The sequence below is a fragment of the Epilithonimonas sp. genome (assembly GCF_056329745.1).
In genome coordinates this window covers 50,462-65,521 of record NZ_JBWEYV010000008.1, presented here as the reverse complement: position 1 = coordinate 65,521, position 15,060 = coordinate 50,462, and the positions used below count along the sequence as shown (strand labels likewise).

At 37.2% G+C, this 15,060-nt stretch carries 14 protein-coding genes, 1 tRNA gene and 1 pseudogene; 7 read left to right on the top strand and 9 right to left on the bottom strand.

Going from position 1 to position 15,060, the window contains the following annotated elements:
• The first annotated feature begins 5 nt into the window (after positions 1–5).
• The 4 genes from AC00Y6_RS07840 to AC00Y6_RS07825 all read left to right on the top strand — a co-directional run bounded on the left by AC00Y6_RS07840 (position 6) and on the right by AC00Y6_RS07825 (position 2,999).
• On the top strand, positions 6–704 hold the full coding sequence (locus tag AC00Y6_RS07840; RefSeq protein ID WP_474490064.1) for a hypothetical protein: 699 nt from the start codon (positions 6–8) through the stop codon (positions 702–704).
• Between the two features lie 9 nt (positions 705–713).
• Positions 714–1,097: a barstar family protein gene (locus AC00Y6_RS07835; protein WP_474490063.1), complete on the top strand. Its 384-nt coding sequence runs from the start codon at positions 714–716 to the stop codon at positions 1,095–1,097.
• A 16-nt stretch (positions 1,098–1,113) separates the two neighbouring features.
• Positions 1,114–1,740 (top strand): SGNH/GDSL hydrolase family protein, encoded by a 627-nt coding sequence (locus tag AC00Y6_RS07830; RefSeq protein ID WP_474490062.1) that lies wholly within the window; start codon positions 1,114–1,116, stop codon positions 1,738–1,740.
• A 77-nt stretch (positions 1,741–1,817) separates the two neighbouring features.
• Positions 1,818–2,999 (top strand): acyl-CoA dehydrogenase family protein, encoded by a 1,182-nt coding sequence (locus AC00Y6_RS07825; RefSeq protein WP_474490061.1) that lies wholly within the window; start codon positions 1,818–1,820, stop codon positions 2,997–2,999.
• Positions 3,000–3,037: 38 nt separating this feature from the next.
• Here the strand turns inward: AC00Y6_RS07825 and AC00Y6_RS07820 are convergent, their stop codons facing one another.
• The 3 genes from AC00Y6_RS07820 to AC00Y6_RS07810 all read right to left on the bottom strand — a co-directional run bounded on the left by AC00Y6_RS07820 (position 3,038) and on the right by AC00Y6_RS07810 (position 7,857).
• Positions 3,038–5,731: a PD-(D/E)XK nuclease family protein gene (locus AC00Y6_RS07820; RefSeq protein ID WP_474490060.1), complete on the bottom strand. Its 2,694-nt coding sequence runs from the start codon at positions 5,729–5,731 to the stop codon at positions 3,038–3,040.
• A gap of 253 nt (positions 5,732–5,984) precedes the next feature.
• A complete protein-coding gene (locus AC00Y6_RS07815; RefSeq protein WP_474490059.1) occupies positions 5,985–6,356 on the bottom strand; it encodes a response regulator in 372 nt (123 codons plus the stop codon).
• Positions 6,343–7,857: a sensor histidine kinase gene (locus tag AC00Y6_RS07810; protein ID WP_474490058.1), complete on the bottom strand. Its 1,515-nt coding sequence runs from the start codon at positions 7,855–7,857 to the stop codon at positions 6,343–6,345. The genes AC00Y6_RS07815 and AC00Y6_RS07810 overlap by 14 nt, the downstream gene beginning before the upstream one ends.
• A 424-nt stretch (positions 7,858–8,281) precedes the next feature.
• Here AC00Y6_RS07810 and AC00Y6_RS07805 point away from each other — a divergent pair, with 424 nt between their 5' ends.
• Entirely contained in the window at positions 8,282–9,118 is an 837-nt protein-coding gene (locus AC00Y6_RS07805; RefSeq protein WP_474490057.1) for a hypothetical protein, read from the top strand.
• A gap of 107 nt (positions 9,119–9,225) precedes the next feature.
• Here the strand turns inward: AC00Y6_RS07805 and AC00Y6_RS07800 are convergent, their stop codons facing one another.
• Positions 9,226–10,422, bottom strand: coding sequence for a lycopene cyclase family protein (locus AC00Y6_RS07800; RefSeq protein ID WP_474490056.1), 1,197 nt, complete (start codon positions 10,420–10,422; stop codon positions 9,226–9,228).
• A gap of 613 nt (positions 10,423–11,035) precedes the next feature.
• Here AC00Y6_RS07800 and AC00Y6_RS07795 point away from each other — a divergent pair.
• Together AC00Y6_RS07795 and AC00Y6_RS07790 are read left to right on the top strand one after the other, a co-directional pair.
• Positions 11,036–11,269 (top strand): annotated as a pseudogene (locus AC00Y6_RS07795) (IS3 family transposase); the annotation flags it as partial.
• Between the two features lie 317 nt (positions 11,270–11,586).
• Positions 11,587–11,721, top strand: coding sequence for an integrase core domain-containing protein (locus tag AC00Y6_RS07790; protein ID WP_474490118.1), 135 nt, complete (start codon positions 11,587–11,589; stop codon positions 11,719–11,721).
• Between the two features lie 300 nt (positions 11,722–12,021).
• Here AC00Y6_RS07790 and AC00Y6_RS07785 read toward each other — a convergent pair.
• The 5 genes from AC00Y6_RS07785 to AC00Y6_RS07765 all read right to left on the bottom strand — a co-directional run bounded on the left by AC00Y6_RS07785 (position 12,022) and on the right by AC00Y6_RS07765 (position 15,016).
• Positions 12,022–12,095, bottom strand: a tRNA-Ile gene (locus tag AC00Y6_RS07785).
• A gap of 63 nt (positions 12,096–12,158) precedes the next feature.
• Positions 12,159–12,557, bottom strand: coding sequence for a methylmalonyl-CoA epimerase (gene mce, locus AC00Y6_RS07780; protein WP_474490055.1), 399 nt, complete (start codon positions 12,555–12,557; stop codon positions 12,159–12,161).
• A 254-nt stretch (positions 12,558–12,811) separates the two neighbouring features.
• A complete protein-coding gene (tpiA, locus tag AC00Y6_RS07775; protein ID WP_474490054.1) occupies positions 12,812–13,573 on the bottom strand; it encodes a triose-phosphate isomerase in 762 nt (253 codons plus the stop codon).
• A gap of 7 nt (positions 13,574–13,580) precedes the next feature.
• A complete protein-coding gene (locus AC00Y6_RS07770) occupies positions 13,581–13,931 on the bottom strand; it encodes a tellurite resistance TerB family protein (RefSeq protein ID WP_474490053.1) in 351 nt (116 codons plus the stop codon).
• 8 nt (positions 13,932–13,939) lie between these two features.
• Positions 13,940–15,016: a BT_3928 family protein gene (locus AC00Y6_RS07765; protein WP_474490052.1), complete on the bottom strand. Its 1,077-nt coding sequence runs from the start codon at positions 15,014–15,016 to the stop codon at positions 13,940–13,942.
• Between the last annotated feature and the right edge of the window lie 44 nt (positions 15,017–15,060).

Here is a 15,060-nt window from a genome sequence, read left to right as displayed (position 1 = left end):
TTGTAATGACTTGCATTTTTAGCATCATTACAGCGCAAACAAAGATTAATAGAAGTTTTCCCACAACAAAGGATCAGAAGATTTCTTTCAAATTCGATTATCCTCAGTTGATTAAAATCAGCACTTGGGACAAAGATGAAGTTCAGATTTCGGGGACGGTTAATATCAATGGAGAAGAAAATAATTATGCCTTTAAAATTACCGAAAACAAAGAAGGAAATTCATTAATAATCGAAGGTAAAATCCCAGATATCAAGAACCTCCCTCGTAGAATCAAAGTCAAAAACGCTGCAGAAAATCTGGTCTTTAAATCAAGGGAAGAATATCAAAAATATGCCCGAGAAAATAATAAAACTTTTGAATCGATAAGCGATGGCGCCGACATCAATATAGAGTTAGAAATCAAAGTTCCGAAATACCTGAAAACTCAAATCGAATCTACTTACGGCATGGTAGAAGTGAAAAATTTCGCAGGAAATATTGATGTGAAAGCCAAATTTGGTGGCATTGATGCAACCATTGCGGAACCTAAAACCGGTAAAATATCAGCTGACACGCGATTTGGGCAGGTTTACAGTAATCTGGACACCAAATTAAGCGGGAAAGATACAAATGATTTTCGTACCTTGGTTTCTGCAACACCTGGAACAGGTAATCAATACAGCCTGGAATCTGAGTTTGGGAATATTTATCTAAGGAAATAAAATCTATAAATGAAAAACGAAATCCATCATAAAAAAATCACTGTCATCAATGGCGGTCATTTTTCAGATTTAGACGGTTTTTATAAAGAAGTTTCTAAACTTTTTATGAAAGATGAAGATTGGACAGTTGGAACTTTGGATGGTTTTGATGACATTCTCTATGGCGTTGATACAGATATTAACTGGAAAAATTCTCAGAAATCGAGAGAAGATTTGGGTTTTGATTTAACCAAAGAATTTTACGAAAACAAAATCAGGCAGGGAAAACCTTTTAATGTGAAATTAATTCAGCAAAAACTGGATGATTTGATAGATAGAAAAGGCCAGACTTTATTCGAAATTTTAATTGAAATTATACAATCACACCAGAATATTAGACTAATTTTGGATTGATTATAATTTTAAGAAAATGAAGAAAATGAGGTACGGATTGTTCTTTGGGGACAGCATTACTTACGGAGAATATGATGGTGTTTTTGGCGGCTGGGTGGATATTCTTAAAAGATATGCCTTGCAAAAATACAACGAGGGCAGTAATGAGTTGATTCTCTTCAATCTCGGCATTGGCGGCGAAACAACCGAAGGTTTAACCAAAAGAATTCCTTATGAAATGGCTGCCAGGAACGCTGCTGACGGCAATATCATTTTTATTGCTTATGGCGCCAATGATTTAGCTTCTAAAGATGGAATTAAGTTGGTGAATTTGGAACAATTCAAAATCAATATTGAAACGGCTGTTCAAAAGGCCAAGCAATATTCCAATGACATCTTTTTGGTGAGTATTCTCCCGTTTTCTGATAAAGTTAATAAGATCATTCAACCATCTGGAAAAATCAGGTATAATGATGATGTTTTGATTTATAACCAGATCCTGAAAGATATTGCGGTTGAAAATTCATTAAATTATATCGATTTTTACTCAGGCTTTTTAGAAGACAAAGAACAATTACTCTCCAGAGATGGTGTGCATCCCAATGAAAAAGGCTACGGCTGGATGGCAGAGGAAGTTATTCCGATAATAGATAAGTACCTGTAAATAGTCAAAAACAAAATTTTTAAGGCAACAAACCTTGGTCAGTTGGGGAAATTTTTTAATTTTAGAAAAAACAAAATATGTCCTACTACCCTTTGACTCAAATTCCTGATTATTATTCCTTGGAAAATCTTTTGACTGATGAACACAAGCTTATCCGCGGTTCTGTCCGGGATTGGGTGGAGAGTTTCATAATGCCGCAAATAGATCAGGCGGCACAAAACCATGCCGATATTCCGGGATTGATGATGGAACTGGGGAAAATTGGGGCATTGGGACCTTACATTCCCGAAGAATACGGTGGTTCTGGACTTGACCAAATCTCTTACGGACTGATTATGCAGGAGCTGGAGCGTGGCGATTCTGCTGTACGTTCGGCTGCTTCTGTACAGTCTTCGCTGGTGATGTTTCCCATTTTTGAATATGGTTCTGAGGAGCAGAAAAGAAAATACCTGCCGCAATTAGGATCTGGCAACATGATTGGATGTTTTGGTTTAACAGAGCCCAACCACGGTTCTGACCCTTCCTCTATGGAGACACATTTTGTTGACAAAGGCAATCACTATCTTTTGAATGGTGCCAAAATGTGGATTACCAATGCGCCTTTGGCAGACATTGCCGTCGTTTGGGCAAAAGATGAAAATAATAAAGTGCGTGGACTGATTGTTGAGCGCGGAATGGAAGGATTTACAACCCCGGAAACCCATAATAAATGGAGCCTGAGGGCATCCAAAACCGGTGAACTGGTTTTCAATAATGTGAAGGTTCCTAAAGACAATCTGCTACCAAATATTGAAGGTTTGAAAGGACCTTTATCCTGCCTTAATTCGGCAAGATATGGGATTTCTTGGGGTGTGATTGGTGCTGCGATAGACTGCTATTGCACCGCTGTACAATATAGCAAAGAGCGCAAACAATTTGGGAAACCGATTGCTTCTTTCCAACTTCAGCAGAAAAAACTCGCCGAATTTTTAACTGAAATAACAAAAGCGCAGTTGCTTTGCCTACAATTGGGAAATCTGAAAAATGCGCATCAGGCATCGCCTGCACAAATCTCTATGGCGAAAAGAAATAATGTAAAAATGGCAATAGACATTGCCAGAGAATCAAGGCAGATGCTAGGCGGAATGGGCATAATGGGAGAATTCCCGATGATGCGCCACGCTGCCAACCTAGAGTCTGTAATCACTTACGAAGGGACGCATGACATCCACCTTCTGATTACTGGCATGGATATTACCGGCATCAATGCCTTTGGATAAGTACCAAATCTCCACTTATATTTTTATCGAGCAGCCTTTTAAAAGGTTGCTTTTTCTTTTTCGGTAAAAGGAATGTCCGGGTTAAGGATTTCGAGAATCAGATTTTTTATAGAATTTTCAACCTCCGAATCATCAATGTCTATAAAGTTGAGCGGTTGCGGCCCGTTTTTAACTTCGGCAAAAGACCAGATGGCTGTTTCCACATTCTCTGCACGAATATTGAGAGAATTGGTGATGCAATATTTATAAATGGAAAGCTGCAGAGCCTGCTTATAGTCTTCATTCAAAAATAATTGGGGCAGTTTCTCTTCCCTATCTTTTTTGATTTCTATGGTTAATTTCTTGGGTTTTGCTGTCTTGTAATCAATCACCCTTGTCATGCCGTCAAGCTGGTCTATCCTGTCCACAAAACCATAAAAACTTACGTTGTCCAAGCGGTCATCATCCAGATAAAAATCACAGTTGATTTCTTTTTCCAAGTCCAGGATCTGCAAAACTGCGCCATTTTTCACAAGTTCCAGATCATATTCTACAATCTCCCGGACTACCCTTTTGGCGATTTCTTTGTGAATATAATTCATCCCACGGTCATAAAATTCCTGCTGATGTTTGAGCTTTTCTATCGCATAATCAATAGCTGAATCTGATTGTTGAATTAAAAGCTCTAAATCATTAACCAACAATATTTTACATTTTACGGATTCATGTAAATATTGAAGCGCATAATGCACCAGATTTCCGTAATTCCGTTGTGAAAGTTCTTCCTCAATCTCGTTGGTTTCCCTGGTTTTAAGAATATTGTTAAGGTAAAAATCAATAGGATTATAAAGATATGTGACGAGATGTGAAGCCGAAACACGTTTTTTCCATTCACTAAGAAGGCGCATTACTTCTTCATTTTTTTCAATCGTCATCAGTTCCTGAACAATTGGCTCCGAGGTATTTTCTATGATAATATGTTCGATATGGTGTGGGCTTTCCATCTCAAGCTGGGTTACAAAACGACTTTTTTCACCGGTATTAACGCCCGAACTCAAGGCATTGAACAACAAATGTATATTCTTGGAATCCTGAATCAGACGGTAAAAATGGTAGGCATAAATACTGTCATTTTCCAGAAAAGTATTGAGGCCAAAATTCTTGCGGACATCAAAAGGAATATAGGTATTCTGCGTGTTTCCCAGCGGTAATTTGCCTTCGTTGACAGATAATAGTATTGTATTTTTAAAATTGAGGAGACGTGTTTCCAAAAGTCCCATAATCTGGAATCCTGCCAATGGTTCCCCCACAAAATCAATACTTTCTGAATTGACTAATTGATTAATGAGGACTTCTAAAGTTTCTATTTTAACTTCAATCTGGTAAGGTTCCAGCTGGTTTTTAATAATTTTAAAAACATTCTCAAACAATGCGACATTTTCGTACTGGATATCATCCAGTTCCTTAAATTTCAATTCGTAACAGAATTTAATGAGCAGATCCAGAAAGGTTTTATAACTATCCGGTTTTTGTAGAAGTTGGAAATAACTCAGGTCTCCAACCAATTCCTCCAGCAAATATCTTGAGATATAAACAATATTGCGCTCTTCTATTTCTGCAACAAAATTCCTAATGACCAATTGATCTTTTTCGTCGTTTGGAAGTTCTTCCAGAATTGGTAAAACATCGGCGTAATAGTAGCTTGACGATTTTTTTTCCTGCTGTTTTTGCAGATAAAACAGCTTCTTTACCGCATTGCTAAACGACAGGTTTTTCAGTGGAAAACCCATCGTAATATTCACATGTTCAACCACGCTCAAACTGTCCAAAACTGCAGATAAAAGGTTTTCATCCAACAGTACCAGAGCAGTTTCTGACAATTCTTCTTTTGGGATTTTTTTCAGGATTTCCGGTAAAAATTTGGCTTGGACAATATTACCGGATACCTCGTAAGTTTTGATGTTTTTAGGTTTTGAAAATTGGTTTTCCACCCACTTAAAATCTCTGCTGTCATTGAATTCTTTCCATTTCAGGATCTCCCGCAGGAACTTACCGGACTCCTGCCGCTCGTCATCGATATAATATTGATCTGCCTGGAAATAGCTTTCTGCCTTATTCCACTGCAGCAGTTCCCTCACCAGCTTCTCCTCTACCCTTGAAAGGGCGTTGAAGCCACAAAAAACAAATTGACGTTGTGTATCTCTTGCAAACGTTTCTATCTCCGCAAAAGCTTCCTGGTACAACATCCCGGATGTGGCCAGATTTTCTTTTTTGAGTTCCGACTTCAGGCGTGGTAAGAATTCGTTCATTTTTCGCCAGAAATTGAGGTTTCTTTTTCTGGGATTATCACCTTCGCCTAGATCTTCGCCCCAGTTTTTGATGCGCTCCTCATCCAGCATCCAGAGCAGGATTTTCTGATCATCATCTGAGAATTTCATCATGTCGTCCCAATCCTTGAGTAATGTTGGGAACCACTTGAGAAAGCCTGAAAAATCCTCTGACGCATCTATCTGATGATAAACCCGGAATGCGAAAAGCCATAGGGCAATCCCCTTGATCTCTACATGATCGGACAATTCGTAGATGAGTTCATCAATTGTGGTAAAGTTGGGGAGCAGGCCTTCGTAATGGTGTTCCTTCAGGATTCTTTTGATAAAAACCATTGGTCTTTTCCCAGGTAAAACAATGTCCAGACCGGACAAATCCTGATGTTTTTCTAATAATCCTAAAATAATCTTTTGAAGAAACTGCATAAAAAAGCCTTTAAAAACTTAAAGGCTCAATTTAATTATTTTTTGTGGATAAATGGCGGCATGACGCACATTGTTTTTATTGATAAAGATTGTCTGATGAATTGATAAAAATCAAATTATGAAATCACTAATACAAAAAATATCAAAGTTTATATTCAAATTAAGAAATAACTGGGAGAATTAAAACTTATCACAACAATTAAAACTAACTTGAAGTTCGGCGATATTATCTTATGAATGCTGAATTTTATTTTTAAATCTCAAGACATGAATTGACAGAAATTATGATGTCATTAAGATCGAATGGTTTCTGAATAAACTTGGTAGCACCCGCCTTTCTGGCCATCCCTTCTTCATGCATGCTAGCAGACAACACAATTACTGGAATATCGCCAATATCAGGATTACTCCTAATGCTTTCTAATATACTGTAGCCCGAAAGAACCGGCATCCAAAGATCCAACATGATAACATCTGGTTTTTCATTAATAATTTTTTGGATGGCTTTGGTACTGTCCGATTCAGCAATAATCTCGTAGCCTTCGGGTTCTAAGATCATTTCCAGAACGTCCAAGATGCTTTGTTCATCATCACAAAGGAATATTTTTGGGTTATTTCTCGTCATTGGTTTTAGTATAAATTGGAAGTGTAAAATTAAATTGGGATCCCTCTCCTAGTACAGATTCTACCCAAAGGGCACCATGATGATTGTCGATGATTTTTTTGCTGATATATAATCCAATCCCCATACCCGGATAGTTTTTTTGAGTACTTGAAATGCGGTAAAAACGATCAAATATTTTGCTGGTCTCGTCAAAACTGATCCCAATGCCAAAATCCCGGACTGACACCCTTATAAAATTAGAAACCTTGGATACGGTTATCTCCACCATATTGGATTTGGAAGAGTATTTAAAGGCATTCGACAAAAGGTTATTAATAACCTGCACAATCTGCAACTCATCGGCATACACTGTGTAATCATTATCGATTTTAAGATCAATACGTTTACTTCTATCTACAGCAGTCATGTTTTCTACACAATACTCAATGGCTGTACGCAAATCAACAGGCTCTTTGTGGGATTCTATATTACCGGTTTGTATTTTAGAAGTATCCAACAGGTCTGTAATTAATTTGTTCAACCGTTCTACATGCAAGACAATTTTGTCCACTACATTGGAATATTTTTCTGTCATGTTATCCCGAGAGAAACGCTGCAGAATCTGAATCAAACCTTTTATCGTGGTAAGTGGTGTTTTCAGTTCGTGGCTGGCTATAGACAGAAAATCATCTTTGCGGCGCTCGATTTCCTTACGATCTGTTGCATCCTCAATAGCAAGCAGAATTCTATCTTTATAACTGCCTTCAAACTCAATCCTATAGGCATTTAGAACCATTGTTTTTTTACCAATGTTGGGGAAACTGTGTTCTACTTCAAAGTCGATAATAGGATTGTTAGTAGGAAGAATCTCATGAAGAAGACTTTTGAGTTGAGGAATATCCCATTGATGGTTACCCAATTCAAACAGAATTTTACCGATTGTATCCTCTGATGACACTTTGAAAGTCTTAAAAAAATGATTGTTGGCACTTATGACATGAAATTCATTATCCAGAACCAATAAGCTTTCGCGAACGGTCTCAATAATACTGGAGAGGAACATCTCATTCTCATGAAGATTTTTTGTTCTCTCGATAATTTTGTTCTCTACAGAGGCCTTTTCCTGCCTCAGCTCGTGCTGGATTGTTTTTTCCGAAGTGATGTCATTTTGAACACCAATAAAGTTGGTAACATTACCTTGGTCATCTACAACAGGCGATATGAACAGTTCATTATAAAAAAGCTCACCGTTTTTTTTATAATTTCTTATAACAGTTCTGGATTCCTGCAGTTTATCAATGTGAGTTCTAATTTCTTTACGCTCATCTTGGTTTCTATCTTCTCCCTGGAGGAATCTGCAATTCCTTCCTATGATCTCTTCCCGCGTATAGCCTGTGATATTTTCAAAAGCCTTGTTGCAGTAAATAATAGGATTGTCTTCCAGCAGATTATCTGTGATAACAATGCCAGAATTGGAACTGTCTAAGGCTTGTTTATAGAGGTTAATATTCTCGTTGTTCATATAGGTCTCCTTCGTTTCTATTGGTATTTAAATTTCTTCTAACTAATATTATGCCCAAAATAAAGCAAATCAGGTTTTATTAATGATGTTAAATCATTTCTGACGTTTAGAAAAGCTAACGATTGCCAACCAAAATTGACTAGAAAAAGCCTATATTCAAATGGAAAGGATAAAAATCTGGTATGAAGGTTTTCTCCAATGAAAGACGGAAAGTATCAGGATCATCTACTCTATGCTGCGGTAAATTGAAAAAACAAATTATCTATCAATTGCGTTCCCTACTTATAATCATGTAACCTACTGTAAAACAGTATTATTAATGTAAAATTAATGTGATTATTTTTTTTAACATGTCGATTCTTTTATATTTGTTAAAAGTAACAATACAAAAAAATTTTCCGCAGTTATCTCTAAAACAAATTTTATGAAAAAAGTAATTTTTACAGTGGCTATGCTGCTTGGCTCCGCAGGATGTCTGATGGAAGCCCAGCTCCTTGAAAGGATTAAAAATAAAATTAACCAAAAAGCCAACGAGACAGTTGACAACAGTATCAATAAGGTACTGAATGGTAAACCGAAAAAAGATGTTGCAGCAAACGAGGATGCGGCTTCTTCGGGATACATTTTTGAGGAAGCTTCAAAGAATTACAAATTTGTACCGGGAAGCAAAACAATATTTGACGAAAACTTTGCTAAATACAGCGTGGGCAGTATGCCTGGAAGTTTTAAAACCTCGGGGTCTGGTGAGGTGATTCGTTTTACCAATAATACAGGAAACTGGCTGCTGCTAAAGGAGTTTACAACCTATAAGTTAAAATCAGACGTTTCTTTACCCGAAAATTTCACTATTGAATTTGATATCGCTACCAACGCCAGAGAAGCAAAAGATCTTACAAGCTTTAGTTTTGGTTTTGCGCATGATAATAGCATCAGCAATTACATTGGCGGCGCCTATGGAAATAATGCAATCACGGACACGCAAATCCATTACTGGAACAAAAATGTAACAAATAACAGCAGTGATACCAGTTTGAATAACACCATTAATTTTCCCTTGGCACAGTACGCTGTAGCTACAATGCATGTTGCCATAGCGGTGCAGGGTACCAATATGCAGGTTTATTTGGACAAAGTAAAAGTGTTAGATACGGAAATGTTTTTACCACAATCCAAAAAGAAATATTTTTACTGCAGCACTTCCACTCAGATCTCCCACAATGGGCAGATTGGCATTAGTAATTTCAAAATTAGAGGCTTATAAATAATCAATCTTAGGTGATAGATGGTTTTTTAATTGCCCAAAATCATTATAGCACATTCTAATAGGATGTGCTTTTCTATTTTTGACCGATAGTGTAAAACAATCAGTTATTTTTTTGAGGAAAAACGATATTGTTTCCGAAAGGATTGAATGCACACATTTACAAGTTGACGAATAAATGGCATGTAGCGCAAACTCAGCATGATGCTGATCTCATCTAAAAAGGTAGATTCAGAATTCAAAAATCTAAAAACGCGAAAGGCGGATGCTCTTGCAAAAAGATCAGAAAATAACTGATGGCCTTTGTAGGATTCTCGGGCGAGAACGTTTAGCAAAATGGCATCATAAAACTGATGTCTGGCAGAGATTGGAGGTTTAAAATTATTTATTAAAGATTTATAGCTTTTTGCAGCAACAATCTGGTCTATGACTTTTTGTGTATTTAGAAACATATATCCAGTAGAACTTCTGATATCACCTCCCGCGCCGCCCAAAGTAAAGATTCTATTCTTATAGCGCATTAGTTTAACATTAGACATAGGAATTTGCCCACTTTCTTCGCTGATTATTTTATAATTGGAAATTCCCAACACATTTTTCAGGTATGTATTGATGGCGGTATTATACGCTTCATCTGTCAAAAGAGTTTTGGAAAAAACAGTATATTCTACAAAAAGGTTTCTGCTGGAAAATGGCAGGCAATAGAAAAAGCATGTTCCGTATTCTTGTGAAGTCCGAAAATCCATAATGGTAGCTTTTTGTGCATCAATATCTTCTTCCTGCCGGATCATATAACCTTTGAAATGCTGGATAAAATTTTGGTCTGCTATATCGGCTTTTGCATCTGCTATGACAGTATTGAAAATAATACCTCCCGTAAATAAGCCCTTGTCGGTAAGAACTTCTGTCCTATTTTCATCAGATTTGAGTTGCTTGATATCAGCATTCAAGAACTTTACCTGATTGCAGGATTGGATATATGCCCGCATTTTTTTCACCATCAGATAAGCATCAATAGATTTATAAGCAAATGCTCTACGGTCCAGTTGTATAGTTTGATCTGCAGCCGAAACAACATTAAGGCTGGTCCACTCTTTTACTACAAATTCATCAAACCAAGCGCTCTTATCATTCCAGAAAGAGATCAGTTTATGTGGAACAGATGAAAAATCGCGGTCGATAAAAAGAATGCGCTGACTATCATAGGCGTTCGTCTTTAGAAGACGGTAAAGCAGGCTGCTTCCAGCAATACCTCCGCCAAGAACAATAATATCGTAATGGTGACTATGGGAGTTTTGTGGCATTGTGCAATGTTAATAAAAATCTCTTAGAATTATGAAGTTTTCAAAACTATAATTCAAAAAAGGAATTAATGATCAATCAAAAAAATAAGATTAGTATCATTGAAATATCTAATTGTTTGCTAAAAACAATTGTTAAACCAAACTTTTGGAAATAACTCGTTGTGGATATTAAAGTGATTACCGATGATTTTTTATTGGTCTTCTGAATTGTTTGTACATGTAATTTTGTAAGACTCCCTAAAAACTGAATAAATTATAGCCCTAAGATTAACGATAAAAACAATTAATTTTAGGATATGAGAATAAGCGAATTAACAGACAACCGAATATTGGCAATTTTAAAAGAGTTTGAGTCGAGAAAGACTGCAAAAGAATTGTCCCGAAAATATGGTTTTCACTACCAAAACTTACATGATTGAAAAAAGAAATTTGGAGGAATATCATCAACAGGAGAACTACAAAAAATCAAGGAGTTAGAATCTGGAAACAATCGTTTGAAGAAGTTGTTTGCCAATTTGATTCTGAAACATGAAGCATTGAGAAATGGTCTGTCAAAAAAGTGGTAAAGCCTGCTACAAAGCGATAAGTTGTAAATTACCCTGTATCAGAATATATGATAAACATCCGGCATGCGTGTAAATCTCTGAATTTGAAAAGGAGTAGTTATTATTATCAGCGCCAAAGAAAGGAAGATACAGAACTAATTGATTGTCTAAATGACCTTTATATAAAACATCCAAGCTATGGATTTAAGAAAATGTTTCACAGTCTGAGAAATCAAGATTTCTCGTGGAATCAAAAGAAGGTGTATTGTGTTTACAAGAAGCTTGGGTTAAATCTTTTAAGAAAACGTAGAAGGAGATTAGTTTCAAAAGAAAGGCTGAATCTGGAAGTTCCTAGTAAATACAACGAAGTTTGGAGCATGGATTTTATGAGTGGCTCCGTATTCCATTCGAGAGGATTCCGGACTTTGAATATCACTTATGATTACAACCTAGAAGCAATCTGGATAGAGATAAATCTTTCTATCGAAGCGAGGCATATGATCGATTTATTGGAATGGTTTATAAAAGGGAGTGGAAAACCCAGAGCCATTAGAACAGCTAAGGTCCTGAATTTACAAGTTCTGTATTTACCAAATGGTGACACAAACACAGACTTGAAATTCGATATATCCAACCTGAGAAACCAACACAAAATACTTTTATTGAAAGATTCAATCATAGATACCGAACCGAAGTTTTGGATGCAGTAATTTTCAATAACCTCATTGAAGTTCGAGAAATCACTGCAAAATAGATGGAATATTACAACACCAACAAACCTCACGAAAGTTTACAAAACATCTCTACAATGCAGTATTTGTGAAAAAAACTTGTCAGCGCAGGATCCCATAACCTAATTTTTTCCTTTTCAACAAATCTTTCCAACACCCAAAATACCTAAATCAAATATTTTATAGTCTTGCAAAACAAAATGACGGTTTAATTCTGTCAAACAAATAGTGTGACTTACACATAGAATATTGCAAAAAGCTCCATAGCGACTAGTTTACAAAAAATAAACCCTTGAATATCAGCGTATTCAAGGGTTGTATTGTGGTCCCACCTGGGCTCGAACCAGGGACAACCTGATTATGAGTCAGGGACTCTAACCAACTGAGCTATAGGACCTCATAAAATTGGTTAAATTTTGTGTGTGCAAAAATAACAAATTTTATCTATCCACAAAACATTTTATGCTTTTTCTTGGCATAATTCTACCAAAACACCATTGGTGGATTTGGGATGAACGAAGACAACTAATTTGTTATCAGCACCTTCTTTCGGTTCTTCGGAGATAAAAATAAAACCTTCTTTTTTCAATCTTTCTATTTCGGAAAAGATATTATCTACGCCAAAAGCGATGTGATGGATACCTGGTCCTTTTTTGTCCAGAAATTTAGCAATAGGACTATCCGGATTCTTAGCTTCCAAAAGCTCAATCTTACTCTCACCCAACTGGTAAAAAGAGGTGGTAACGCCTTCCCTTTCTACTGACTCGTGCTTGTAATTGGTTTTCCCCAGTAATCGGGCAAACAGGTTATCGGATTCTTCCAGAGACTGGATGGCAATGCCTAGATGTTCTATTTTCATTATGATCAATTCAGGATAGGGACAAAATTTTCTATGATTCCAAAGTATGATCTATGGCCACGCGTGAGGGCGAAGGGCATTGTTGGAGCTCTTTTTTTGAGTTTTATGCTTTGAGAATACCGTGATGGCAAAACTCAAAAAAAAGCGACTGCCCGAAGACCGGCCCGCTTGTTTGGGCGTTGGGTAAACCTCATAGGTTTTTATAACCTATGAGGTTTGAGACTTGGGAAACAAAGGGACACGCCTCAATCATTTTATGCGTTGAAACCTTCTATGATTTTTGCAAAATCTTCGATCTTAAGTGCCGCACCGCCAATCAAACCGCCGTCTACATCGGGTTGGGAGAAGATTTCTTTGGCATTATCCGGTTTTACGCTGCCTCCGTAAAGAATAGAAATTTCATCTGCCACTTCTTTGCCATATTTGTCCGCAATCAGGCTTCTGATGTAAGCGTGAACTTCCTGAGCCTGCTCTGCAGTTGCAGTTTCGCCGGTGCCGATAGCCCAAACCGGTTCGTAAGCAATGACTACTTTTTTGATTTCGTCGGCAGATAGGGTGAAAAGCGCTGTTTCGGTTTGGTTTTTCACCACTTCAAAATGTCTTCCGGATTTTCTTTCTTCCAATTTCTCACCATTGCAATAGATTGGCGTAAGCCCTTTATCCAAAAGTGCTTTCACTTTTCTGTTGGCGTGGCTGTCGGTTTCGCCGTGGTAAGTCCTTCTCTCGGAATGCGACACTAGGCTACCGTCTGCGCCTACCGAAGCCAGCATATCCACAGAGATCTCGCCCGTATAAGCGCCACTGGCATATTCGGAAACGTCTTGCGCAAAAACGCCTATTTCGCCATTTTTGAAAACCTCTTTTGCCGTTGTAAGGTACAAAGCCGGCGGTGCGATGTAAACCTCGCAATTGGTCTTATTATTCTTTTTGTACTCTAAAAGCTGAACCATCAGTTCCTGAGCTTCAGCATAAGTTTTGTTCATTTTCCAGTTGCCTGCAACAATGTTCTTTCTCATTATAATCTTAGTTTAATTTCCAAATATTTTTTAGTAGTTTGTAAAATTTGTGTTCATCATCGCTCACCTTGTTATCTGCTTTGATCAATGATTTGGCGAACTGGATAAAATCCTTTCTCTCCTGCTCTGTAGAGTCTTCCTCAAAACATTGGGCGTGGAACTCAAAATGGCTCTGCCAGTCATCTGCCTTAAGCTGTAGAATGGTTTCCAGCTCATTATCAAGGTTTAAACGGAAAGGAAATTCCTCTGCCATATATTCCTGAATTTTGAGTCCTTCCTCAGGCTTTATAATACCGTCTACAGCAGACAAAATCATTAATAAATGATAACCTGCGATGGGTTTATTTGATTTTCTCATTATTATAATTAATCTTTTTCTAAATAATCTTTTGCTCCTAATTTTTCAACAATTTTTCCTTTTTCCAAAACCAGGACAAACGGGTTGCTCCGGGCAATAGTTTTAATCGCCACTTCATCCATCAGGTAGTTCGGGATTTGCTTATAAAAACTAGGCTGTGTGCTTACGCCATAGACCTTAGCCTTTTCCGTTAGAGCCTTGGTTTCGGTTTTTGCAACAAGTTCCGGTTCTGCCTCTTTGGGTTTGTAGGTAAAAATCAACACAACTCTTGGCTCCTGAAGGATGGCATCCGTAAAATTATTACCGTTGACATCTTCAATTTTAAATTTGGAGATTTCGGATTCATAACCTTTTTTGACAATTTCGGAGGTTGTTTTCCCTTCCTCAATCTGCCAATTAGCATCTTTCCAGTATTCTTTATTAATATAATCGTCCTGATTGACTTTTTTCACCTCGCCGGTTTTCAAGTTTTTAAGCGAATAAAAGCTTTTGTACTGAGACGGGTTTTTATCAATTTTCTGTTTTTCGGAGGCCAGATCTGTACCAATAGCATATGCCCGGAAGTCGATCATCGGCTCATGCACCAGACCGCGGTACATTACAAAAATCATTATCAAAACAAAAACACCTAACAAAGGAAGTTTACCAAACCTCACCACACTGCTCTCTTCTCTTTTCCTATAAATTATTGCCAATATAATTAACAATACCAGAAGAGCAACGTCTTTCCAAAAAGATTGCCAAGGCGTTAGCTTAACTGCATCGCCAAAACAGCCGCAATCTGTCACCACATCATAATATGCGGAGTAAAATGTGAGAAAACCGAAGAAAATACAGAGTAAAATCAAAGCATAGATGGTCTGTTTCAGTTTGATTTTCATTAGCAGCATAAATCCCAGTACCAGTTCCAAAACCACAACAATAACCGAAAAAGCCAACGCATATTTTTCTAAAAATGGCAGATTGAAAACGACTGGCGAAAAATATTCTTCCAGCTTGAAAGAAAAGCCTTTCAAGTCAACCGCTTTTACAAATCCTGATGCGATAAATATGATGGAGACGATATAGCGTATAATTGTTTTCATAATTCAGAGATTGAAGTTGGAGGATGGAAGATGGATGTTGATAG